The following is a 22,304-nucleotide window of genomic DNA, read 5'->3' on the forward strand; positions in this document are numbered from 1 at the left end:
GGCATGGAGCCGGACGACTTCTACCGGCCCGGTAGCCGGCGCCTGCAACAGGAGTTCGGAACGGGGGCGCTCGCCGCGCACCTGGCCCGCAGGTACGTGCTGGACGCGCTCGAGGACCAGCACGTCGACTGGATCCGCGGGGCGGACGCGGTGTGGGTGGCCACGGTGAGCGATGACGGGCAGCCGGAGTGCTCGTACAAGGGTGGGCTGCCGGGCTTTGTCCGCGTCCCCGATCGCCGGTGCTTGGAGATTCCGAGCTACGACGGCAACGGCATGTACCGCACGCTCGGCAACGCCGCCGGGGGTGCCCGGATCGGCCTGCTCTTCCTCTTCCCCGAGACACCTTCGAAGCTGCGGGTCAACGGTGCCTGCGAGGTGTCGACCGACGCCGGCGTCCTCGCCGGGCACCACGGCGCGGAAGCGGTCGTGCGGGTGACGATCGAGCAGGTCTTCGAGAACTGCCCCGCTACCTGCACGACCCCGGGACCGGCGGGCACTCCCGGGACTGCCCGCGCCCGGACTATCGGCCGCCCGCGGCCGCCTGGAAGCAGAAACCGGAGTATGAGCAGCTGTTGCCGGCCCGTCCGGCAGCCGCGGGGAGGGAGCGCGAGTGAGCCGCATCATCGCGACGCCGCAGGTCACGGTCGTCATACCCACCTACCAGCGCGCGCCGATGATCCGCCGGACGCTGGCCGAGCTCGTCCGGCAGCGGATCGGGGTGGACCGGTTCGAGGTGATCGTCGCCGACGACGGTGGCAGCGACGACACCCTCGCCGTCGTCCAGGAGTTCGCCGGGAGCCTGCACATCCGCTACATCTGGCAGGAGGACCTCGGCTTCCGGGCGGGCCAGGCACGCAACGCCGGTGCCCGGCTGGCGGCCGCTCCGCTGCTGGTGTTCCTCGACAGCGGGACGCTGCCCGGCCCGGACTTCCTCGGCCGGCACCTGGCGGCCCACGAGAGGCCGGTCCGCAAGGCGGTGATCGGGTACGCCTACGGCTACAACCCGGAGGAGCCGATGGAGGGGGCCGAGGGGGTGATCCTCAGTCACCCGCCCGAGGAGACGGTCCGGCTGTTCGCCGGCAATCCGGCGTTCCACGACCGGCGGCACGCGATTCTGGAGCCGGTGGACTTCGATCCCGAGCGGCGGGCACTGCCGTGGGACCTGATGTGGACCATCAACGTCTCGATCCACGCCGGCGACTTCTGGGCCGCCGGAGGCTTCGACGAGTCGTTCGTCGGCTGGGGCGCCGAGGACTCGGAACTCGCCTACCGGCTGCACAGCACCGGCCTGCGGTTCACCTTCGACCGGGACGCGTGGGTGGTCGAGGTGCCGCACGAGTCGGACTGGGAGGTGCAGGACGCCACCTACCGGGTCAACATGCGGCAGTTCCTCGCCAAGCACCGGCAGCCGATGATGGAGATCGGTGAACGGCTGGTCTTCCACGGGTCCGGCCTGGAATGGAACGAGCACGTCGAGGACCTGATCGCCTGGACCGGGAAGGCTCGTGAGACGGACGTGGCAAAGGAGGTCGCCGCCGCGGTCCGCGATGCCGGGCCGGGCGCGCGGATCGCGGTGTTCGGCTGTGGCTCGTACAGCCCGGACACCGCCACGCCGGCGGTGCTGTGCGACTTCGACGCCGACCTGCTGGACGCCGCGCTGGTCGACGGCCGGCACACCGGGCACCACGCGATCGGCATTCAGACGCCGCTGGCCGACAAGTCCGTGGACGTGGTCGTCCTGACGTCCCGGCTGGCCGGGTTGCGTCCCCGGTGGGACGAGGACCTGCTGACCGAGGCGGCCCGGATCGGGCATCGCATCATCGAGGCGTCGTCCCCGGCCGGTGGGATCCAAAGCGGTTTGGGGGCCCCAAAACTCTCTAGAGTTCTGACGTAGGCGGCGAGCCGACGGGGGTCGCCCCGGGCCGGGTCCACTGGCCGACGGGGCGTCCGGCGGTGCGCCATCTCGAGTAGGTGGGCCTCTGCGGCCACCCCTCGGGCGAGTCCTCCCACACCTCCTGCCGCCCGTAGGCCGTCATGTCCAGCAGCTTGTGCGACGACATGATCGCCTCGACACCGCGGCTGGTCGACTCGTAGGTCAGGAAGAACCGATCGCCCTGGCGCAGGTAGCAGGCGATATCGCCGCCGCCGGCGTAGGCCGGGTCCTCGATGCCGTACGTCGAATACCACGGGTGGGTGTAACCCATGAACTCCCGGAACCGAGCCGTCTCCGCGTAGGGACCCTCGCAGAAGATGGCGAAGGAGACGCCGCGCGCCTCCAGGTAGGCCGCGTCGTGGAAGTCCCAGATGGTGGCCGTGCAGCCTTCGCACTGGTCCTCGAACGGCTTGCCGAGGTGCCACATGTGCTTGTAGACGACGAGCTGGTCACGCCCCTGGAAGACCTCGCGCAGCGGTGTCGGGCCGTCCGCTCCGACCAGCGTCGCCGGGGCGATCTCGGTCATCGGCAAGCGGCGGCGGGCGGCGGCGATGGCGTCGCCCTCGCGCGTGTGCGCCTTCTCGCGGACCAGCAGCTTCTCGCGCTCGCGGAGCCATGCCTCCCGGTCGACGATCGCTGGGGCGGGGCTCGTGGTTTCGACGGACGACATTCCGCTACCCTAAACATAATCGGCGCTTCTGTGAAGATAGTGAGGCACATTTGCCTATCAAACGGACCTACGGCGATCTCGGTGACGCCTGCCGTGCCGCGAACGCCCTCGACCTCGTGGGTGACCGGTGGGCGCTGATCGTGGTGCGGGAGCTGATCCTCGGACCCAAACGCTTCGCCGACCTGCAGGATTCGGTCCGTGGCATCAGCCCGGCGGTCCTCACCGAGCGCCTGCGGGCACTGCGTCAGGCCGGGATCGTCGACCAGGTGGTCCTGCCGGACCTCGCCCGCACCCGGGCGTACACCGCCACCGAGTGGGGGCGCGGACTGGAGTCGGTCCTGAGCGCACTGGGCCAGTGGTACTCCGCCGGTCCCGACCCGGTCACCGCCGGCGGCATGACTCCCGACGCGGTCGCCCTCGCGATGCGGACGATGGCCCCGGCGGTCCCCGGTGAAGTGCCGGTCGTCGCCCTTCACCTCGCCGACCGCCGGCGGCCCGACCCGCCGGTGTACAGCTATCACGTGGCCGCGACCGGCGGCACCCTGGACATCCGGGCGGGTGCGGGTCCGGAACCGGCGGCGGCCGTGACGGCGGACTCGACGATCTGGAGCAGGATCCTCTTCGGCGACCTGACGCTCACCCACGCCGAACGCGACGGCACCGCCCGCATAGCCGGCGACCGGAACGCCGTCGTCCGGGTCGTCGGGCTCTTCGTGCTGAACTGCCAGTAGTCAAGCGTTGACGGCCAGGCGGACGGTCACCACGTCGCCGACCTCAAGCCCTTCGGACGTACGCACCCGCGCCTTCACCGGCACGACGTACCGGCCATCCTTCGGAAACAGCGACGTCGTCCACTCGGTGTCCCCGATCTGAGCCGTGACCGGAACCATGCCCCAGCCGTAGGTCACGAGGGCGGCGGCCGCCGCCAGCTCGCCGCACTGCTCGTCGGGAACGGTGACGAAGTGCCAGGGGCCGGGCCCTTCCAGTACCAGATTTCGCCGCTGAAGGTCAGCTTCATCATGCGGCCGAAAGGTGCAGGAGCGCGGTCCATCGGCGGCCGGCCGGGGACGCGGGGTCGATCCGCCCGTCGGACTCCGCGCAGAACGGCCACCATTGCACGTCTTCGGCTCCCGGACAGGCCAGCGGGATCCATCGTACGAGCAGGTCCTCGAACGAGTCGGCCATGACGTGGCCGTGACCCTCGCCGTTGTCGTGGCTGAGGTAGACCACGCGGCCCTCCTGCTCCCGGCCCACCTCCAGGGCGAGGAAGTCGCCGTTGCCGACGTCCATGAACGGCAGCTTGTCGTGCCAGACACCGTGGTAGGGATGGGTCGGGTCAGGGAACGCGTGCGTCACCCATCCGCGTACCGCGCCCATCAGCTTGGGCAGGGCGTCCAGCGACCAGTGCAACTCGCCGGAGAAGATCTCGTCGAGTGGTTCGGGAAAGGTGCGGTCGTTCGGCGCGTACCAGGCGAACTCCACCCGGCTGGCCACCGTCGTCAGCACCTGCCGCAGCGATCCGGGTAGGGCGCGCCCCAACTGCTCCTCGACCGCGTCCACCTGGCCCGGCGAGGCCGGCGGCGCGACGACCAACGGTCGCGTGTCGAAGCCCTGCGCCGCGAGACTGTCCACCATCGCCGGCAGCCCGGCGACCGCTTCCGTCGCATCCATCAGCGAAGTTTGCCACCGCGCGGCCCCGCTACGCGTCCCGGGCGCAGCGGAAGCCCAGGTTTCCGCCGCAGCTGTCCGGATCGTTGCGGGTCCGGGCGGCGACCCGGTAGCGGTTGCAGTACGAGTCGTGGCACAGGTACGAGCCACCCCGCATGACCCGGGCAGTGCCCCACCAGTCGGCGCACCACTCCCAGACGTTGCCGGCCATGTTGTACAGCCCGTACCCGTTGGGCGGGTAGCTGTCCGCGGGCGCGGTGCCCAGGAACCCGTCGTCCATGGTGTTGGCGACCGGAAACCTGCCCTGCCAGATGTTGCACCGGTGTACGCCGTCCGGGGTGAGCTCGTCGCCCCACGGGTAGCGGGCCTGCACCAGGCCGCCGCGGGCGGCGTACTCCCACTCGGCCTCGGTCGGCAGCCGCAGCCCGGCCCACTCGCAGTAGGCCAGGGCGTCGAAGTGGTCGACGTGGACGGCCGGGTGGTCCATCCGTTCACCGATGGTGCTGTCGCCGCCTTCCGGGTGCCGCCAGGTGGCGCCGTCGACGCGGCACCACCAGGGAGCCGTCGGGGGCCGCTGGGCGTGCCGGCGCAGCTCGTCGGGCACCAGGCCGTCGAAGACGAACGACCAGCCGTGGCGTTCGGCCCCGGTGACGTACCCGGCGTCCTCGACGAACGCGGCGAACTCGGTGTTGGTGACGGTCCGCCGGCCGATCCAGAACGGGGCGACGGTCACCTCGCGCACCGGGCCCTCGCCGTCGGCGCGGTTGCGGTCGGCGTCGGTCGTACCCATGAGAAATGGCCCGCCGTCGAGCCGGACGAGGTCCGGCGCGGGCCGTGCGCCGGTCCCGGCGGCCGGCGGTGTCGTGTCGTGGGGGAGCGGCGGCAGCGTCCGCGACGGCGCGCAACAGTCGGGGCGTCCATCCGGCTGATCATCGCATGGTAGGCCGGTTCTTCAAGGCAGAATTCTGTGTTCCGGCCACCTCGCCGGGGTCACGATGTTCGCTCGAACGCCCCTCGGTGGAAGGACCGCACCCGATGAAACTGGCCACCATCCGCACCGCCGACGGCGCCACTCGCGCGGTACGCGTCGAGGACGACCACCTGGTCGACCTCGGTGCCGCCGACGTGGGGGAGTACTTGGCGAACCCGGGCGGGGCCGTCACCGGTGAGCGGACCTACCCGCTCGACGGGGCCCGTTACGCGCCCGTGGTGCCCCGGCCCGGGAAGATCATCTGCGTCGGCCTCAACTACCGCAACCACATCCTCGAGATGGGCCGGGACCTGCCGGCATATCCGACGCTGTTCAGCAAGTACGCCGAGACCCTGGTCGGCGCCGAGGACGACATCGTGTTGCCGCCCGAGACCGAGGCGTTCGACTGGGAGTGCGAACTGGCCGTCATCGTCGGCGCACCGGTGCGCCGGGCCAGGGGAGCCGAGGCCGAAAACGCCATCGCGGGGTTCGCGGTCCTCAACGACGTGACCTGCCGGGACTGGCAGTTCCGCACCAAGGAATGGCTCCAGGGCAAGAACTGGGAGGCCACCACCCCGCTCGGGCCGTACCTGGTCACCCCGGACGAACTGCCCGGCGGGGTGCGGCCGAAGGTCGACATCAGCACCGAGATCGACGGCGAGACGGTGCAGCGGGACAACACCGGCGACCTGCTCTTCGACCCGGTCGACCTGGTCGAGTACGTCTCCACCATGGTCACCCTCAAGCCCGGCGACGTGATCGCGACCGGCACGCCGGGCGGCGTGGGGCACGCCCGCAAGCCGCCGCGCTACCTGCGGGCCGGTCAGCGCCTGGTCACGACGGTGGACGGACTCGGACACTGCGCCAACCGGATCGTGGCGGGTTGAGCTTCAACGCGCGCGCTGGAGGATGGTGATCAGCACGCTGGCGCCGACCGCGATCGACTCGGTCAGCGTCCACGCCGACTTGTCCGTGGTCTGTCCGAACAGGCGCCGCCCGGTGCCGAGGATGACCGGAAACGTCATGAGGTGAAGCTCGTCGACCAGGTCGTGCTCGAGCAGCCCTTGTACGAGTTGGATGCTGCCGGCGACCGAGATGTCGCCGTCGACCTCGTCCTTGAGCCGGGTCACCTCTTCGACCAGGTCGCCGGCGAGCACGCGCGTGTTGTTCCACTTGGGGTCGGCGAGCGTGCCCGAGACGACGTACTTGGGCATCCCGTTGTACTTGTCGGCGAGCTCGCCCTCGTACCCGGGCCAGGCCGCGGCGAATCCCTCGTAGGTGCGGCGGCCGAGCAGCAGCGCCGCGGCGCCGAGCGCCTCGTCGACCTTGAACTGCTCGCCCTCCGTGCCGCGGTCGAACTCGAAGCTCCAGTTCGGGTACTTGAAGTCCTCCCCGCCGGGCGCCTGCACGACGCCGTCGAGCGAGATGAACTCGGTGACCACGATCTTTCCCATGTCGGCTCCCCTCTCAGCGGTCGAAGTCGCGCAGCACGGCGGCGAGCACGTCGGCGGGGGCGCTGTGCTGCTCGCCCTTGACGGGCAGCAGGGTCGCGGTCGGCAGCAGGTCGGCGAGCGCCTCGGTGCCGGTGACGATGAACGGGAACGTCCCGGTGCCGTGCATCACGAGCGTGGGCACGGTGATGGCGGCCCAGCGGTCACCGGGCAGCGGGGCGCCCGACATCGTGGTCCCCATGATCCGACCGTCGTACGCGATCGTGGGCGCGACGGCCTCCATGATCGGCCAGAATTCGCTCTGCCGGATGCCGTCTACGAACTCGGGCGGCATGCCGGCCGCGGCGGTGATGAACAGCTCTGCGGCGTCCCCGGGGCGGCCGTCGGCCACGGCGGCGTCGAGGCGTTCCACGTAGTCCGCCGGCAGCGGCGGGCGGCTGTCGTCGACGACGAACGGCGGCTCGAACAGCGCCAGCCGCCTGATCGGCAGGCCGGCCGCCGCGGCGTCGAGCGCGAGGACCGCCCCGGACGACCAGCCGAACACGGTCGCCGGCGCGCCCGCGACCTCGATGAGCGCGGCGAGGTCCTCGATCTCGCGGGCCACGGCGTACGGCGCGGTGTCCGTGCTCTGGCCGCGCCCGCGACGGTCGTACGCGTACGTCCGGAACTCGTCGCTCAGCATCCCTCCGATCTGCTCGTTGAGCGGGTTGATCGCGGGGTAGGCGGTCGCGCCGTCGATGATGATGAGCGGCTCGCCCTCGCCCCACGCGGTGAACGCGATCACGGTGCCATCGGCGGACACGGCGGCCGCGCTGACGTTCTCGGTCATCTGGATTGCCTTCCTGGTAGCGGTGCGGCGTATTCGCCGCGTGCCACTCAGATTAGGAACCGCTGACGTCGTCGACCTTGTACAGAAGCGACAGGGGCTGCTCGGCCGCGTCCGGGTGGCGCAGTTCGGTCGCGGTGCGGCCGATGAACCGCTGGAGCGAGCGGGCCAGGTGCGGCTGGTCGTAGTAGCCGAGCCGGTTGACGACGTCGAGCGGTGCGAGGCCCTCGGCGAGCAGGATCGCGGCCTGCCGGGCCCGCTCGATCTGCCGGATGCTGCCCTGCGTGAGGCCGGTGGCCGCGGCGACCCGGCGCTGCACCGACCGCGTACCGACCGCCGGCAGCCCGCCGGAAACGACGTCGTCGACGAGCGGGTCGCGCACGACGACACCCTCCCGCACCAGCCGGGCGACGAACTGCTCCGCGCCGTCGAAGTCCGGGATGAGCCATTCGTCGCCGCGCAGCACGAACGTCTTGGCCGTCGCGTGCGGGCTCAGCAGCGCCGAGTCGACCAGGCGCGCCGCCGGCAGATGCGGCATCGAGGTGCCGTGCGCGAACGTGATGCCGAACGACCACGACCCGTCGGGCACGTCGACGCTCGTCGCCGTGGTCTCCGGACCGCGTACGGCGGCGTGGATCCGGCCGTCGTGCTCCCAGAACACGAGCTCCCAGTTCGACGTCGCGATCGAGGTCATCCGCGCGACCCCGGACGCGCGGCTGCGCCACACGCGGTGAACGTAGGGCGAGTCCGAGGGTCGGTCCTCGTTCTCCAGCGGCATACCGTCTCCCCGATGACGTATGGGGCCAGTCTCGCACGGACAACCGGATCCTCGGCCGGGCCCGTCTGAGGGTTGATGAGCCATCGGAGGGCCGGCAATGCGGGATAGTTCGGACAAAGAGTACGTCGACTACGTAACGGCGCGGATTCCCGCGCTGCGACGGCTGGCGTACCTCCTGGCCGGCGACGAGCACCGCGCCGACGACCTGGTCCAACAGACCATCACCAGGCTGTACGTGAAGTGGCGGCGGGCGCAGGTCGCCGACAATCTCGACGCGTACGTGCGCACCATGCTGGTCCGGACGTACGTGGACGAGCGGCGGCTGGCGTGGTCGCGGGTCCGGCTGTTCCGCGAATTGCCCGAGCCCGCGCCGTTCGAGGACGACGGGATCGAAGACCGGCAGGTCGTCCGGGCGGCGCTGAGCCGGGTGCCCCGCCGGCAGCAGGCCGTCCTGGTGTTGCGGTTCTTCTACGACCTGTCGGTCGACGACGTGGCCGGCATGCTCGGCTGCTCAACCGGCACGGTCAAGAGCCAGACGTCCCGCGGACTGGCACATCTGCGGCGCCTGCTCGGCGAGCGGGAGTTCGCCGGCTATTCCACCACGAATCGAGGAGCCCGATAATGCCATCCGAAATCGATCTTCTGCGGTCGCTCGACGACGAGCCGCGCACGCCGTCCACCGTGGACATCCAGCGCGCGATGACCGTCGGGCGCCGTCGTCGCATCCGCCGCACCATCGGGTACGCGGGCGCGGCGACGGTGACCGCGCTCGCCGTCGCCGGCGCCTCGTTCGCGGGCGGGCTGCTCACCCACGCCGCACCGCAGGTCGGGACGACCGGCACGCCGCGCGCCGCCACCACCACCGCGCCGCCGGCGACCCCGCCGACCCGTTGCACACTCAACCGGCTGCCCGCACCGGACAACGCGCCGATGGCCCTGGTCAGCGGGGCCGACCCCAGCGGCCGGTACATCGTCGGGCGCTCGTACCCGAAGGCCGGCGGCTACCAGGCGGTCATCTGGCACGACGGCAAGGCCACGAAGGTGATGCTCCCCGGGGACCTCGAGGAGGCGCTGCGCGACGTCAACTCGACGGGTACCGCGGTCGGCTGGAGCTACGTCGGCGGCAGCGAGGAGACCACCGGGCAGGTCCCGTACGTCTACCACAACGGCAAGGTGTCGCAACTGCCCGGCGTGCGGCGCGGATCCGCGTCCGCGATCAACGACGCCGGAGCGATCGTGGGCGACGACGACAACGGCGCCGCGCTGCTCTGGCCGTCGCCGACCGCGAACCCGACCCGCCTGCCGGTGCCCGCCGGCACCTCGGAGGCCATGGCCAGAGACATCGACGAGGACGGCACCATCGTCGGCACCGTCGACAACGAGCGGCCGTACGTCTGGCTGCCGGACGGCACCCACCGCGAGCTTGCGCTGCCGGACCTCGACGGCAAGCCGGCCGCGACCGCCCGGGTCTTCAGCGTCCGGAACGGCTGGGCGACCGGGGTGGCCACCAACGGCGAGGGCCGCAAGGGCGACCCCGCGCTGGGCGGCAAGGCGGTGGCGGTCCGGTGGAACATCCGCACCGGCGAGGTGCGCGTCTTCGACGCGCTGAGCTCCGCGGCGAACGGGGTGAACGCGCACGGCTGGCAGGTGGGCACCGACCAGCAGGGGCGCGCGGTGCTCGTCGCCGACGCCGTGACGGTGGTGCTGCCGGACCTGCACAGCCACACGCCGAACGGGCTGTCGAACATCGCGACCACGGTGAGCGACGATGGGCGTACCGTCGCCGGGCAGTCGGACGACGCGACGGGGACCATCCAGGCCATCGTGTGGCGCTGCCAGTAGGCCCGGCATGGTGCGTGGGGTGTCCGGGGCCGGAAGCCGGGTCGGACACCCCCTTTGGTACGACAGCCCCTACGGCAGGGCACTCCTGAGCCTTGGCAGCGCCGTCTGCGCCACCGCCCGGCTCGTGTTCCGGGTGGCGTAGTTCGCGACCGCCTCACGGTCCAGCGGCCGGCCGACCAGTATCGTGCCCCGGCGCCAAACCTCGATCCCGAACGCATCGTCGCCGTTGTAGGCGACGCAGTGGTACTGGATCTCGACGATGACGACGCGCCCGTCGAAGTCCCGCTCGATGACCCGATCCTCCGTGCATGCCGGTGCGAGCTTGACCACGAGGGTCTCGTAGCTGCGGATCTGGTCGCGGATGAGCAGATCGATGCCGTTGACGAGGCCGGCCTTGGCGCGGGCCGCGATCGCGATCGCGTAGATCTCGCCGATGACGTGACCGATGTTGTCGGTCGCCTGCTTGCTCTGGACGGCGTCGAGGTACGCCGAGGCCAGGCCGGCGCACCTGGTGGCCTCCTGGGCCCACAGTTGACGCACGGACGTGGACATGAAGTTGATGTCCGCGAATTCGATGGTGTGGCTCCGGGCGCATGCCTGCACCTCGGCGCTGGCGATCGCGTCGACGTGGTTGAGGATTCGGACCTCGGACGCCTCGATGGCGGCGATGACCTGCTGGATCGCCGCGTCCAGGTCGCTGGAGGATCCGCCGCCGAAGACGCTGCCGGCCACCACGAGGACGGCGGTGACCCAGTCGAACGCCTGAGCGCTCACGTTGGTGGCCGAGTTGTCCTGGGGCGCTGCCTGTGCCGGCTGACCGGCGCCGGCCACGGCGATCGCGACCGCGAGGGTCCCGGCCGCGACGGTGCGCAGCAGTCTCATTCTCATGTCGGTTCTCCACTCTTGCAGCCGTTGGTTCCGGGCGGTGCGATGCTCTGAGCGGCGGCGCGGGCCCGTCAAGCAATGCGTCATCGCGCAGCGGCGGGATGCGTGATGCCGCACGGCCTTGCGGCGCGGCCGTGGAGCGGAAGCGGGCGGCGGGTTGCGCAATCACGCAGGCTTGGACACGAATCGGCAACGGTTGATGACCGTCCCGAACCGGGAGTGGTTACATCCCTCCCGCGGGCCGGGGGCCCGCGTGACGGGTTCAGCAACACAGGGGAGGCGACAATGACGGGCTCCAGCCGTGCTTGGCTGGCCATCGCCGCCGTGGCCGGACTTCTGCTCTTCGGCGGGCCGGCGCCCGCGCTCGCCTACGACCCGCGGTGGGCGCCAGTGTCATGTGCCAGCGGCGCGATGACCGGCTACTGGGCGGAACCGGACGAACAGGGCGGGAATTTTTGCGGATATCGGGGTGGATCCAGCCGTGCGCCCAGTCCGGGTACACCAATGGGTTCGCCTTCGTCGGCTACGCCTCCCCGATAGGCCAGCGAAGCCCTATCCTGCCGTACGAGTCGATGGATTCGCCGACGAGCTTCGACTTCCCGATCACCGGGCCCTACGGCGGCAGGCCACCCGGTGAGCCGGTGGTGCTGTGCCTGTTGTTCGCCGATGAGCAGCGGCTGGCCTGTTTGAGCATCGACTTCGCCGCGCCGAGAGACTCCGTCGTCGCACCGGTCGCGACCGACGATCCTCGGGTCCGCACCGGATACCGGGAGGAGGTGTTCCCCCCGTGGGAGCTCAATCCGACGTGTGGCACCTGCGCATGACCGGGGCGGTCCCTTCGCTGGTGGCCTGGGGAGCGACGCCCGACGCGGATCTGATCTACCGCCGCCTGCTCACCCTCGGCCCGGCCAGGGCGGCCGCGCTGCGGCAGGAGCTGGGACTGTCACGCCAGCGGATCGCCGACGCGCTCGACGAGCTCACATCGATCGGCGCGGCCGTCGCGGGCCTGGCGGCGGCACCGCGCGATGCCATCTGGACGGCCCGAACGGCGCCGGAGGTCATCGCGTCGCTGCGCCGCAGCCGTTTGCGGCAAACCGTCGGCGACACCGCACGGCACCGCCGCACGTACGCCACGGCTCCCGCCGGCCCGATCGGGCAGGTGGCCCGGATCGGGGAGGGCGTCCGGCACCTGCGGACCCGGGCGATGACCCGCACCCGACTGGCCGAGCTGGTGGGCGTCGCCCGCCACGAGCACCTGGCGATGAACCCCGAGCACGTCTTCGACGCCGAATCCGCGCGACCGGCCGTATCCATGGACCGCACGCTGCTCGAACGCGGCGTACACATGCGGGTGCTCGGCGTCCAGGCGGGCAGTCCCGACCCGATGGTCTGGTACGGGCGTACGCCGACGGAGGCGATCCCCGCCTACCGGGCGGCCGTGGTCGTACCGATGAAGCTGTTCGTGGTGGACCGCCGGATCGCGATCTTCCCGGTCACGCCGACCGACTTCGACCACGGGTACCTGGAGGTCACCCAGCCCGCGGTCGTGGCCGCGCTCGTGGCGCTCTTCGAGCAGCAGTGGGCGGCCGGCCGCGACCCGGAGCAGCACAGCCTGCCGCGGATCACGCTCGATCCCCGGGAGCTGGCGCTGATAGAGCTGCTGGCAAGGGGCCACACCGACACCACCGCCGCCCGCGAACTGCGCATCAGCACCCGGTCGGTCTCGTCGATCGTCCGCGGCCTCATGGACCGGCTCGGCGTGGACAACCGCTTTCAACTCGGCCTCGCGCTCGGCGCCCTGCACGTCACCGCCGTACCGGCGAGGACCCTCTCCACGGCGTGAGGTCGAGCTTGGGGTAGCGCAGTGCCACGCCGGCCAGCGTTTCCGGTGTCCAATATGGATGTCCGGGTGGCGGGAAGCCGAAGGCTTGTAGCTGGCGTGCGGTGGCGCGGCCGACGAACTCGCCCCATTCGGTGGTGAAGCCGCTCGCGGCCCACCCGACCCGCTGGCCCCACTGGAGGTTGGCCGGACGGAAGCACAGCTGCATGCTGTATCGGGCACCGCGGGGTGCGGTCAGTTGGGTGCCCCGGTGGAACGTGCCCGGCTCGAAGGCGATGACGGTGCCGGCCGGCCCGGCCCCGGAAACCTCGGCCGCGTAGAGCCGCGGGCTGCCGCTGTTGTCGTACCAGTTCGGCATGGCCGGGAGGCTTGCCGTGTGCTGGCGAGAAAGCAGGTGCGGTGGGCCGAGCGCCTCGGGCACGTCGTGGAGGAAGACGAACATCTCCACCTGTCGGCAGCCCGGGGTCGTGCTGGGCACCAGGATGGTGTGGTTGAGGTAGTCGCGATGCAGGTCCTGGTCGTAGTTGCAGGCGCCGGTGTATTTGGCCCACGCCTCGGCGCCGTAGATGTGGATGTCGTCCACGCCCAGGAGGGCCTCGGCGAGCGCCAGGACACGGTGGTTGACGGCCAGCAGGCTCAGCTCTGTGCTGGCGAAGGGGAACGTGTCGATCCCGGCGAACTCGTCGCCGACGAAGCGTTCGCGGCGCGGATCGGTCCCGTCGTGGAATCCGTCGGCGGACGGGAAGAGCAGATCCAGCTCGCGCACCGCGGGCGTGAGCTCGCGGGCGGGGAGGAAACCCGGAAGGATCACGAAGCCGTCGGTGTGCCAGGCCCGTGCCGCGTCCGCAAGCTCCATCGGGCCAGGATCGCCGAGACGCAAACCCGCCGGCAACCGAATTCCATCGAACACAGGCGATCCGGCGACCGGACCGTGCCGGTCGCCGGATCCTCCGGTACGTAGGTTCCTAGAGCTTGCCCGCCCCGGCACCCGCCGTGACGGATGACTTGACGGTGGCGACGTTGCCCGCGGTGTAGCCGTACGGGATGGCGGCCACGGTGCCGTTGACCTCACACGGTCCGGAGTTGGTGAGCGAGTTGTTGCGCGCCACCAACCGTCCGGGAGCGGAATCCGCGTACCCGCTCGCCGACCAGCACGCCTGCTGCACGTTCTCGAAGACGTTGGCTTCGACGAGCACACCGGCGTTCATTGTGGACGCGATCGCGTACGAGGACGTGTTGTTGTTGACGTTCGTGTAGTAGTTGTTGAACACGTGGACCGTCTCGCCGAAGCGCACCCGGGGGCTGCGCTCGAAGGTCCGGTCGAACCAGTTGTGGTGGTAGGTGACCCGCAGGTGACCGACGTCCTCGCCGGCGTTGCCGTCCGAGTGGCCGACCAGTGAGGTCTTCCAGTGGTCGCGGATGACGTTCCACGACACGGTGATGTAGTCACCGGCGTGCGTGATGTCGATCATCCCGTCGTAGAAGTCGACGTCGGCCTCGATGGTGCTGGAGAGCGTGTTGTGGTCGATCCAGATGTGCGTGGCGTTCTCGATCTGGATCGCGTCGGTGCCCGGTACGCCGCGGATGTTGAGGTTCTGGATGATGACGTTCGCCGGCTGCATGTCCTCGATGTTGAGGGTGGTTCCGGTGAATCCGGAGCTCGCGCCGACGCCCCGGATCGTCTTGTTGGCCGTGATCTCGACGGTGCCCGAGCCGCTGAGCATGCCGTTCACGAGGATGGTCCGGGTGCCCGCGGCCTGAGCCTGGGTGCGGAAGTCGGCGAAGGTGGACACGGTGACCGTGGCGCCACCCGCGCCGCCGGTGGTGCCGCCGCCCTGCGTGGCCCAGCCAACGATCCCGCCCGGCGGCTGCGGGCTGGTGGTCGGCGTTGGTGTGGGCGACGTCGGGGTGGACGGCGATACCGAGGGCGAGGCGCTCGGCGACGACGTGGTCGGGCTCGGGCCGGCCGTGTCGGTCACCAGCACGTCGTCGAAGGAGCCCGCGGCGTAGTTGGCCACGAGGCCCGCGCGTCCGGTGCCGTACGAGCTGTCCGATGTGGACACCACCTGGGTGCCGTTGACCGAGCCCACCAGGGAGCTGCCGGTGGCGCTCAACGACAGGGTGTACCGGGTGCCGGTGACCGTGGAGAACGACGCCGAGGCGAGCGTGGTGGTCGCTCCCTTGCGGATCTGTACGGAGTTCGGCGTGAGCACGAGCGCGTAGAAGTTGGACGTGCTCTGCGCGCGGGTCGCGATGCCGATCCCCGCGAGGTCGAGGTGCCGAAGGCGGTGGCCGCGACGCTGGCCGATACCGTGACCGTGGACCACGACGTGGAGCCGGCCAGCGCTTTGGCGCTGGCGCTACTGCCCGACTGTGCATAGGCGCCGGACGATACCGACCAACTGCCGCCCGAGGTGCTCCAGCCGCTGGCGTTGCCATCGTTGAAGTCGTCCGAGAACAGCGTGGCCGCGTTCGCCGCGGTGCCGATGGTAAAGACCAGCGCGGTGAGCGCGGCGGTGACGCCAGCCACCAGGGCGACCCGGGCACCCCTGCTCAGCCGGCGGATGGGGACGGACTGCGCTTCCTGCACTGTAGGACCTCCCTGCGTCGGAATGCGCTTTCCTGCCAACGTAGAAAGGTAGACTTAAAACAGTCAATGGGTACCATTTGCAGCTTTGTTGCATTGATCCGGCGAAACGCAAATAGCCGACTCGTCGGTCGGCCGCAATGTGAGGGCTATTGTCGGCCTTTGGGGTGCTGCCCAAGACCCCCTCATTTGCAGGATTGACGCAGATCCTACGGCAAGCGCTTTCCTGACACCACCGCGGTCTACAGCGAGCGGAGGTCGAGGGTGTGCCACGCGGCGTCGCCGTTGCCGGTCGACCACCACAGCACGCCACCCCGGTAGAGCACCTTGAGCGCGGCCTCGGCAACGGTGGCCAGCCGGCGTGCCGCCGCGTCGTACACGAAAAGGCGCTGGCCGCCGATCGCGGAGGCGAGCGTGCTGGATTCCCCGGCGAGCACCTCGAAGCGGTCCAGGACCGCCACGTCGATGATGGCGGCGGTCGCGCCGTCGGCGGTCACCCGCCGGCGGTCGGAGCGGTCGGGCCGCATCAGGTAACTCCGGGCCTTGCCGTCGCCGCCCAGGGTGAGCGCGCGGCACCAACTCGGGCGGCAGGTGACCTGCTCGTCGCCGATGGGGTCGACCGTCACGACCCGCCCGGTGTCGAGATCGCGCAGCTGTGCCGGCCCGTTCCGCCCGTCGCCGGTGCTGACCAGCCACGGCCAGCTGGACAGTGCCCACCGGCCGGGCTCCGTGCGTACGTCGACCGTGCCGCCGCTGACCGGTGCGGAGCGCACCTCGGTGGCAGTCTCCCCGCCGGGCGCGGCGGCGGTCCAGTACAGCCGGCCCGACTCGATCGCCATGTCGTACTCGGAATTGTCGAACAGCACGGCGCCGGCGTCGTCGGTGACCTTCTGAGGGGCGCCGGCGGACTCCACATCGGCGCGCCACAACGTGGTCCGCGCGGCGCCGCGATCGCTGATCGACTCGGCCCACGCCAGCGTCGCGCCCGACCGGGCGAAGCCGGCGAACTGCGGGCCCACCCGCGTGGGCAGCCGGCGCAGTACGCGTACCGTGCCGTCGGCCGCCCGCAGCAGCAGGCGCAGCGACCGGCCGCCCGGATCGAGCGCGGTGCCGACAGACGCCCGTTCGTCGAGAAAGTAGGCCGGGCTGTAGGCGGCGCCGTCGGGCAGCGTGCCGGGCACGTCCCCGCGCCGGGCGTGCGGCCAGACCGAGTCGACGCCGGGCACCACCGGCCGGGCCGGCTGGCCACCGGTCGGCGTCAGGGCCAGCAGCGTGACGGCCGCGACGACGGCGGCGACCAGCGCGAACAGGCGGGCCCGCGCCGACTTGACCGATTGGTGCGCCGTCACGCAGGCAACCGTAGCGACAGGCGCAGAGGGCTACCGTGCGGTGGACTACCGTGAGGGACATGGCGGTTGTGAAGATCAACGCGATCGAGGTCCCCGAGGGCGCTGGCCCGGAGCTGGAGCGGCGGTTCGCCGCCCGGTTGCACGCGGTGGAGCACCAGCCGGGGTTCGTCAGCTTCGAGTTGCTGCGCCCGGTCTCGGGCGAGAGCCGCTACTTCGTCTACACCAAGTGGGAGAGCGAGGAAGCGTTCCAGGCGTGGTCCAACGGCCCGGCCAAGGAGGCGCATGGTGGCGCCCGGGGCAAGCCGGTCGCGTCCGGCGCCAGCCTGCTGGAGTTCGAGGTCGTCCAGGACGCCTGACGCGGTCACGCGCCGGCGCGGAAGAGTGCGCCGGTGCGCGCTTTCTCCCCGGCGCGGGAGCCGATGCAGTGGACCACCGTGTACTCGCCGAGCTGAACCGGCAGCGCCCGCCACTCCCAGGTGCCCGTCGTCGCCGGGTCGCGGCGCCGGGCCAGGAGCACGGAGGTGGCGCAGAGCCGCCTGATGTCGGCGCGTTCCTGCAGTTCGAAGAAGGCGACGCCGATCGCCTCCTCCGGCAGGTAGCCCGCCACGAACGTCTCCGAGTAGTGCGGCTTGGCGCAGTCGATCTTCTTGGCCGTGGCGGTGCCCGCGATGATGACCGGCCCGCCCCAGCAGGTGGCGGTCGTCGGGCAGAGGCGGTCGTCGGCGCATGAGACAAAACCGGCCGGCAGACCCGGGCCGGGCGTGGTCGGTGCGGCGCCGGCACTGGCGGTTCCAGTCGGGCCCTGCCACGCGCCGGAACCGGTGTCGTCGGGTGACTGCTGGCTGACGTACCACCAGATCGGTGCGACGGCCAGCAGCGTTACGGCGGCGAGTAGGCCAGCGGCGATGCGTCCTCGACGGGACCTCGTGGCGGCGCCGGCGGGCGGAGCCACGCCGATGTCCCGGGTGGTCACCGGCCATTCCGGGGACGGGCCGGGCGGCGGTGTCGGGACGGCCGCGGCCCGCAGCGCGCCAAACGCGACCGGCAGCTCGGGCTGCTCGGGTACGGCCGGTGCCACGCCGAGCCGCGCGTGCAGCTTGCTCGCGACCAGCGGCATCCGGCTGGCGCCGCCGACCAGGAAGATGCCGGCGAGCTGGTCCGGCCCGATCCGGGAGTCGCGCAGCAGCCGCCGGGTCTCGTCGACCGCCCGGTCGACGAGCGGCCCGGCGACGCGGTCCAACTCCTCGCGGGTCAGGTGCAGGGCGCCGACGTCGCCGGGCAGCGGCACCGGCGCCGAGGTGGTGCGCGAAAGCATCTCCTTCGCGGCGCGTACCTCGGCCCAGAACGCCCGGCGGTCCCGCAGCGCGGCGGCGTCGGTCGGGTTGGCGAGCCGCTGCCACAGCGCCGGGTCGCGCACGCCGAGCAGCTGGCCGAGCTGCCCGACGAGGGCCGCGTCCACGTCGAGCCCGCCAAGGTTGTCCAGGCCGCCGGTGGCGAGCACGCGCAGGCCGTCGGGCTCGCGGCGCATCGCCGCCACGTCCAGGGTGCCGCCGCCGAAGTCGAACACCACGAGCGCCTGCCCGACGGCGACGTCGAGGATGTCCAGGCAGTACGTGCCGGCCGCGACCGGCTCGTCCACGAGCGCCTCCACCCGGATCCCCGCCTGCTGGGCGCCGTGCAGGAGCACGGCACGGCGGCGGCGCCCCCAGTCGGCCGGGCAGGTCAGGATCGCCGGGGCGGACGGACCGGCACCGGCCTCGGCCGCGGCGCGGGCGACCCGGCCCAGGACGGCTCCGATCAGCGCCGCCGGCGCGAACTCGTGGTGGCCGAGCAGCACCACGTCCTGGTCGACGGTGCGCTTGGGATGGGGATCGAAGCCACCCGGATCCACCTGCGCGAGGCGCTCGGCGTCACGGCCGGTGTGCAGCTCACCACCCGGCGCGGCGTAAACGCACGACGGCAGCAGCGGCGAGCCGTCGAACAGCAGCGACCTCGGCTGCTGACCATCGCGGCGCACCACGGCGACCGTGTGTGAGGTGCCGAAATCGATCGCCAGCCGGACCGGTGCGTTTGATACCCGTTCGTCGGCCACGCGGCAATCTACCGCGTCGCCCAAGCTTGCGCGGACCACGCCCGGCGGCGACGTTACGGTTGACGGCGGGTCCGGTGCGTCGTAACGATTCTCGGGCAGATTTGCCCCGGACCGCGCCACCTGCGGACCGCATGCTCCCGCGGGCACCGCGCAGGTCGGCGGCTCGCTGGCGCTCGCCGAAACCCCCGACCAGCGCTGCCAGCCCCGCGGCACAAGACCCAGGGACAACGGCCGAGCGCCGCCCGGGAGATGGTGGTGTGCGTCGCGGTCTTTGCTCTGCTTCCGTTCTAGAGACTAGTTTTAGGCCCTATACCTGGGAGGCATATTTATGACTGTGAGGTATGGGGCCCAGAAACCAGCCTGCCCTGTGACGGTGTCACGGGCTGTGGGGTCCATCTATTAGATCTTTCCGTGGTCCACACCCCATCGCCGCGCAGGCATCACCCGTCGGGGATGGTTGTGGACCGCGTAGGGTGCGGCCGCGGGAGCGACGGCCTGGACCGCGACGAGCGCCGCGGCAGCTCAGAACTCGATCCTGATTCTGAACCTGACCCGAAAGGTCAATAGAGCCCGCTACCGCAGTACGGCAGGTCGGCGATCTGCTGGTTGCCGAAGTAGCGGATCATCAGGTCGACGAACTCGTCGGCGCGTTGCAGCGGGAGCAGGTGGTCGGCGTGCCGGATGGTGGTGAACCGCGCGTCGGGGCAGTCGTCGGCGGTGGCGCGGCACATGGCCGGGGTGCTCAGGGTGTCGTGCTCGCCGGTGACGACCAGGACCGGGCAGGTCGGCGGGGAGCCGATGTCGGCGGCGGTGCAGGCGAGCACCCGTTCGGTGTTCGTCACGTACTTGTCGACCTGGTCCGGGGTCAAGGTCCGCAGTTGGCGTTCGAGCAGGCGGGCGACCGCCAGCCGCCGGTGGATCAGGGTCGTGGGGTCGGCGCAGAGAAACAGGGCGATGGTGCTGCGGACGAACGCGTCGCGGTCGCCGCCGCGCAGCAGGTCGATGCTGGCGCGGGCACGGGTCCGGGTCGTCTCGGGGATGCGCAGGGCGGTCCCGCACAGCAGGAGGCGGCGTACGAGGGTCGGGTGCCGCTGGGCCAGCCGGTACGCGACGGTGCCGCCGTAGGAGCCGCCCATGACGTTCAGCGGGGGCAGGCCGACCTCGACGGCCATGTGGTGCACGGCGTCGGCGAGGAACTCCAGGCCGTAGCTGGCCGGTAGGGGATCGGCGCAGCCCGTTCCCGGCAGGTCCACGGTGACGACCGTCGCCAGCGGGGCGAGGCGGGCCTCGTGCCGTGCCCAGGAATGCCGGTCCTGGAAGGCGCCGCCGAGCAGGAGCACGGGGGCCAGGGTCGGCTCGGGCTGTTCGGCGACGCGGCAGTGGTACTTGTAACCGCCGAAGCTGAGGATGACGTCATGTTCCACGACAGCCAAGATACGGCATATGCCCGTTTAGTCCGCGAAACCGTCCTGATCACGGGGTGGGTTGGGGGCCTCGAAGTGGGACAGCCAGGTGGCGAGCAATGACTCCAGCTGGCTGGCCTGCTCCGGGGTCAGGTGGTCGAGCAGGCGCCGCTCGTTGCGCATGTGATCGGTGAACGCCTGGTCGATCAGCTCCCGGCCGGCGGTGGTGAGCGCGACGACCCGTCCGCGACCGTCGGTGGTGCTGGGGCGGCGGGTGACGAGCCCGTCGCGTTCGAGGCGGTCGATGCGCTTGGTCATGGCTCCGGTGGTGACCATGGTGAACGCGGCGAGCTCGCCGGGGGCGCGCTCGAACGGGGCGCCGGCGCGGCGGAGCGTGGCGAGGACGTCGAACTCGCCCTCGCCGAGCCCGTACCGCCGGTACACGAGGTGCAGCTCCTCGGTGAGGTGGCCGGCGAGCCGGTGCAGCCGGCCGATCACCCCTTGCGGGCGCACGTCGAGGTCCGGTCGCTCGCGGCCCCAAGCCTGCTGGATGCGGGCGACGTGGTCGTCGTACTCGGTCACGATTTCAATATACCTTCCTCGGAAGGTATATTGGCTTCCATGGAAGGTAATTTTCGATGGGTGGCCGTCACCGCGATCGCGCCGGTGGCGTGGGGTGCCACCTACTTCGTCACCCATCGGTTCCTGCCGGCCGACTACCCGCTGTACGGCGCGGTCATCCGGGCGCTGCCCGCGGGCCTGCTGCTCCTTCTCGTACGCCGGCGGCTGCCCCACGGGTCGTGGTGGTGGAGATCGCTGGTCCTGGGCACCCTGAACATGGGGGCGTTCTTCGCCCTGGTCTACCTGGCGGCGCAGACGCTGCCGACGAGCGTCGCCTCGACCGTGATGGCGACCTCGCCGGTGGCGATGATGCTGCTCGCCTGGGCGGCACTGTCCGAACGCCCGCGGGCCACGCACCTGGCCGGCGCGGCGGTCGGGATCGGCGGCGTATGCCTGATGCTGCTCGACGGCTCGGGCGGCATCGAGGTCGCGGGCGTCCTCGCCTCGATCGCCGCCATGGTGATGTCCTCGTTCGGCTACGTGCTGGCCAAGAGGTGGAGCGCCGGAGTCGACGTGTTCTCGCTGACCGCGTGGCAGCTCATCGCCGGGGGAGCGGTCCTGGTGCCCGTCGCCCTCGCGGTGGAGGGCGCACCGCCCACATTGGACGGACCCGCGATCGTGGGCTTCGGGTACGTCACCGTCGTGGCGACCGCGCTCGCGTTCGCGGTGTGGTTCACCGGGCTGCGGCACCTGAGCGCGGCGACGGTGGGCCTGGTCGGGCTGCTGAACCCGGTGACCGGCGTCCTGCTCGGCACCGCGATCGCCGGTGAGGCGCTCGCCGTACGCCAGGTCTGCGGGGTGGCACTCGTGTTCGCCGGTGTCCTGCTCGGGCAGGCCAGCGGCCTTCAGAGCACGATCTTGGAACGGCTCGTCCGGAGCCGGCGGGCCGACGGCATGTGCGAGGTGAACATCCACGACCGGGCGTCGCACGACCTGCACGCGTGTGCCGATCCGACCTGAGTACGGTGCCCGCGCGCGTCGACCTGCTGCAGGCGGTGCCGTTCGTTGAGCAGGTGGCCGCAGCGCCGGCACACGCCGAGCTCGACCTGCGTCGTGGTGTACGCGTAGTGCTGCTCGGCGTACCGCACCTGCTCGGCGGTGACGTCCTTGACCTTCAGCGGCGGGTTGCGGGGCGTGCTGCCGAGGATGCCGCCGAGCGCCGAGTGGGACACCGCGTCGGCGCCGCCGGCCAGGGGGTGGAAGACGCTCCGTACGCGGGCGAAGGCGTCACCCGAGTGGGTGAGCAGCCACTGGTCGTCGGCCTCGACCCGCCAGGGCTCCCAGTCACCGAAGGACGGCACGACGCACCTCCTCGTCCCATCCTGGCACGCGCGTCCCGGGTCGGTAACCGGACAGTAGGTCCACGAGGCTCGATCTGTCGCAGGCGGG

At 71.1% G+C, this 22,304-nt stretch carries 24 protein-coding genes and 1 pseudogene; 10 read left to right on the forward strand and 15 right to left on the reverse strand.

Features of this window, described 5'->3' with window-relative positions; all coding sequences use genetic code 11:
• Positions 1-3: 3 nt before the first annotated feature.
• Both Prum_RS55370 and Prum_RS35865 read left to right on the forward strand, forming a co-directional pair.
• Positions 4-438, forward strand: a pseudogene (locus tag Prum_RS55370) (pyridoxamine 5'-phosphate oxidase family protein); the annotation flags it as partial.
• 172 nt (positions 439-610) lie between these two features.
• A complete protein-coding gene (locus Prum_RS35865; RefSeq protein WP_218577507.1) occupies positions 611-1,894 on the forward strand; it encodes a glycosyltransferase in 1,284 nt (427 codons plus the stop codon).
• On the opposite strand, the gene Prum_RS35870 is transcribed toward Prum_RS35865, so the two are convergent.
• Positions 1,878-2,603 (reverse strand): DUF899 family protein, encoded by a 726-nt coding sequence (locus tag Prum_RS35870; RefSeq protein ID WP_173080860.1) that lies wholly within the window; start codon positions 2,601-2,603, stop codon positions 1,878-1,880. The genes Prum_RS35865 and Prum_RS35870 overlap by 17 nt on opposite strands.
• Before the next feature lie 50 nt (positions 2,604-2,653).
• Here Prum_RS35870 and Prum_RS35875 point away from each other — a divergent pair, with 50 nt between their 5' ends.
• Positions 2,654-3,334, forward strand: coding sequence for a winged helix-turn-helix transcriptional regulator (locus Prum_RS35875; RefSeq protein ID WP_173080861.1), 681 nt, complete (start codon positions 2,654-2,656; stop codon positions 3,332-3,334).
• Here Prum_RS35875 and Prum_RS35880 read toward each other — a convergent pair whose 3' ends face one another.
• The 3 genes from Prum_RS35880 to Prum_RS35890 are packed head-to-tail and all read right to left on the reverse strand — an operon-like array spanning position 3,335 to position 5,157.
• Entirely contained in the window at positions 3,335-3,595 is a 261-nt protein-coding gene (locus Prum_RS35880) for a DUF1905 domain-containing protein (RefSeq protein WP_246278672.1), read from the reverse strand.
• A 25-nt stretch (positions 3,596-3,620) separates the two neighbouring features.
• Positions 3,621-4,274, reverse strand: coding sequence for an SMI1/KNR4 family protein (locus Prum_RS35885; protein ID WP_173080863.1), 654 nt, complete (start codon positions 4,272-4,274; stop codon positions 3,621-3,623).
• Between the two features lie 28 nt (positions 4,275-4,302).
• Complete coding sequence (locus Prum_RS35890; RefSeq protein ID WP_173084521.1) at positions 4,303-5,157, reverse strand: formylglycine-generating enzyme family protein; 855 nt, start codon at positions 5,155-5,157, stop codon at positions 4,303-4,305.
• Positions 5,158-5,306: 149 nt separating this feature from the next.
• On the opposite strand from Prum_RS35890, the gene Prum_RS35895 reads away from it, so the two are divergent.
• On the forward strand, positions 5,307-6,128 hold the full coding sequence (locus Prum_RS35895; protein ID WP_173080865.1) for a fumarylacetoacetate hydrolase family protein: 822 nt from the start codon (positions 5,307-5,309) through the stop codon (positions 6,126-6,128).
• A 3-nt stretch (positions 6,129-6,131) separates the two neighbouring features.
• On the opposite strand, the gene Prum_RS35900 is transcribed toward Prum_RS35895, so the two are convergent.
• Genes Prum_RS35900 through Prum_RS35910 form a run of 3 tightly spaced genes read right to left on the reverse strand, consistent with a single transcriptional unit; the run spans position 6,132 to position 8,245 of the window.
• Positions 6,132-6,695 (reverse strand): dihydrofolate reductase family protein, encoded by a 564-nt coding sequence (locus Prum_RS35900; protein ID WP_173080867.1) that lies wholly within the window; start codon positions 6,693-6,695, stop codon positions 6,132-6,134.
• A 13-nt stretch (positions 6,696-6,708) separates the two neighbouring features.
• Positions 6,709-7,521: an alpha/beta fold hydrolase gene (locus Prum_RS35905; protein WP_173080869.1), complete on the reverse strand. Its 813-nt coding sequence runs from the start codon at positions 7,519-7,521 to the stop codon at positions 6,709-6,711.
• Between the two features lie 52 nt (positions 7,522-7,573).
• Entirely contained in the window at positions 7,574-8,245 is a 672-nt protein-coding gene (locus Prum_RS35910; protein WP_308785402.1) for a helix-turn-helix domain-containing protein, read from the reverse strand.
• A gap of 148 nt (positions 8,246-8,393) precedes the next feature.
• On the opposite strand from Prum_RS35910, the gene Prum_RS35915 reads away from it, so the two are divergent.
• On the forward strand, positions 8,394-8,918 hold the full coding sequence (locus tag Prum_RS35915; RefSeq protein WP_173080873.1) for a SigE family RNA polymerase sigma factor: 525 nt from the start codon (positions 8,394-8,396) through the stop codon (positions 8,916-8,918).
• Positions 8,918-10,138: a hypothetical protein gene (locus tag Prum_RS35920; protein WP_173080875.1), complete on the forward strand. Its 1,221-nt coding sequence runs from the start codon at positions 8,918-8,920 to the stop codon at positions 10,136-10,138. The genes Prum_RS35915 and Prum_RS35920 overlap by 1 nt, the downstream gene beginning before the upstream one ends.
• A 69-nt stretch (positions 10,139-10,207) precedes the next feature.
• Here Prum_RS35920 and Prum_RS35925 read toward each other — a convergent pair whose 3' ends face one another.
• Complete coding sequence (locus Prum_RS35925; protein ID WP_173080877.1) at positions 10,208-11,026, reverse strand: hypothetical protein; 819 nt, start codon at positions 11,024-11,026, stop codon at positions 10,208-10,210.
• A gap of 569 nt (positions 11,027-11,595) precedes the next feature.
• Between Prum_RS35925 and Prum_RS35930 the strand changes: the two genes are divergently transcribed.
• Positions 11,596-11,847, forward strand: coding sequence for a hypothetical protein (locus tag Prum_RS35930; protein ID WP_173080879.1), 252 nt, complete (start codon positions 11,596-11,598; stop codon positions 11,845-11,847).
• Positions 11,811-12,866 (forward strand): helix-turn-helix transcriptional regulator, encoded by a 1,056-nt coding sequence (locus Prum_RS35935; RefSeq protein ID WP_173080881.1) that lies wholly within the window; start codon positions 11,811-11,813, stop codon positions 12,864-12,866. The genes Prum_RS35930 and Prum_RS35935 overlap by 37 nt, the downstream gene beginning before the upstream one ends.
• On the opposite strand, the gene Prum_RS35940 is transcribed toward Prum_RS35935, so the two are convergent.
• The 3 genes from Prum_RS35940 to Prum_RS35950 all read right to left on the reverse strand — a co-directional run bounded on the left by Prum_RS35940 (position 12,829) and on the right by Prum_RS35950 (position 16,799).
• The gene (locus Prum_RS35940; protein ID WP_173080883.1) at positions 12,829-13,719 is read right to left on the reverse strand and encodes a phytanoyl-CoA dioxygenase family protein; all 891 of its coding nucleotides are present in this window, start codon (positions 13,717-13,719) and stop codon (positions 12,829-12,831) included. The two genes, Prum_RS35935 and Prum_RS35940, sit on opposite strands and share 38 nt — an antisense overlap.
• 109 nt (positions 13,720-13,828) lie before the next feature.
• Positions 13,829-15,190 carry a pectate lyase family protein gene (locus Prum_RS35945; RefSeq protein ID WP_173080885.1) on the reverse strand — a complete coding sequence of 454 codons (1,362 nt, stop codon included), beginning with the start codon at positions 15,188-15,190 and terminating at the stop codon, positions 13,829-13,831.
• 502 nt (positions 15,191-15,692) lie between these two features.
• Positions 15,693-16,799: a hypothetical protein gene (locus Prum_RS35950; RefSeq protein WP_173080887.1), complete on the reverse strand. Its 1,107-nt coding sequence runs from the start codon at positions 16,797-16,799 to the stop codon at positions 15,693-15,695.
• A 59-nt stretch (positions 16,800-16,858) separates the two neighbouring features.
• On the opposite strand from Prum_RS35950, the gene Prum_RS35955 reads away from it, so the two are divergent.
• The gene (locus Prum_RS35955; RefSeq protein WP_173080889.1) at positions 16,859-17,155 is read left to right on the forward strand and encodes an antibiotic biosynthesis monooxygenase family protein; all 297 of its coding nucleotides are present in this window, start codon (positions 16,859-16,861) and stop codon (positions 17,153-17,155) included.
• Between the two features lie 5 nt (positions 17,156-17,160).
• On the opposite strand, the gene Prum_RS35960 is transcribed toward Prum_RS35955, so the two are convergent.
• From Prum_RS35960 to Prum_RS35970, 3 genes are all read right to left on the reverse strand, one after another.
• Positions 17,161-18,891, reverse strand: coding sequence for an Hsp70 family protein (locus Prum_RS35960; RefSeq protein WP_173080891.1), 1,731 nt, complete (start codon positions 18,889-18,891; stop codon positions 17,161-17,163).
• 560 nt (positions 18,892-19,451) lie between these two features.
• Complete coding sequence (locus Prum_RS35965) at positions 19,452-20,315, reverse strand: alpha/beta fold hydrolase (protein WP_173080893.1); 864 nt, start codon at positions 20,313-20,315, stop codon at positions 19,452-19,454.
• Positions 20,316-20,342: 27 nt separating this feature from the next.
• Positions 20,343-20,876 (reverse strand): MarR family winged helix-turn-helix transcriptional regulator, encoded by a 534-nt coding sequence (locus Prum_RS35970; protein WP_218577509.1) that lies wholly within the window; start codon positions 20,874-20,876, stop codon positions 20,343-20,345.
• Positions 20,877-20,915: 39 nt separating this feature from the next.
• Here Prum_RS35970 and Prum_RS35975 point away from each other — a divergent pair, with 39 nt between their 5' ends.
• Positions 20,916-21,875: a DMT family transporter gene (locus tag Prum_RS35975; protein ID WP_173080897.1), complete on the forward strand. Its 960-nt coding sequence runs from the start codon at positions 20,916-20,918 to the stop codon at positions 21,873-21,875.
• Here the strand turns inward: Prum_RS35975 and Prum_RS35980 are convergent.
• On the reverse strand, positions 21,761-22,216 hold the full coding sequence (locus Prum_RS35980) for a hypothetical protein (RefSeq protein WP_173080899.1): 456 nt from the start codon (positions 22,214-22,216) through the stop codon (positions 21,761-21,763). The two genes, Prum_RS35975 and Prum_RS35980, sit on opposite strands and share 115 nt — an antisense overlap.
• Between the last annotated feature and the right edge of the window lie 88 nt (positions 22,217-22,304).

It is taken from the genome of Phytohabitans rumicis (assembly GCF_011764445.1).
Lineage (GTDB): Bacteria > Actinomycetota > Actinomycetes > Mycobacteriales > Micromonosporaceae > Phytohabitans > Phytohabitans rumicis.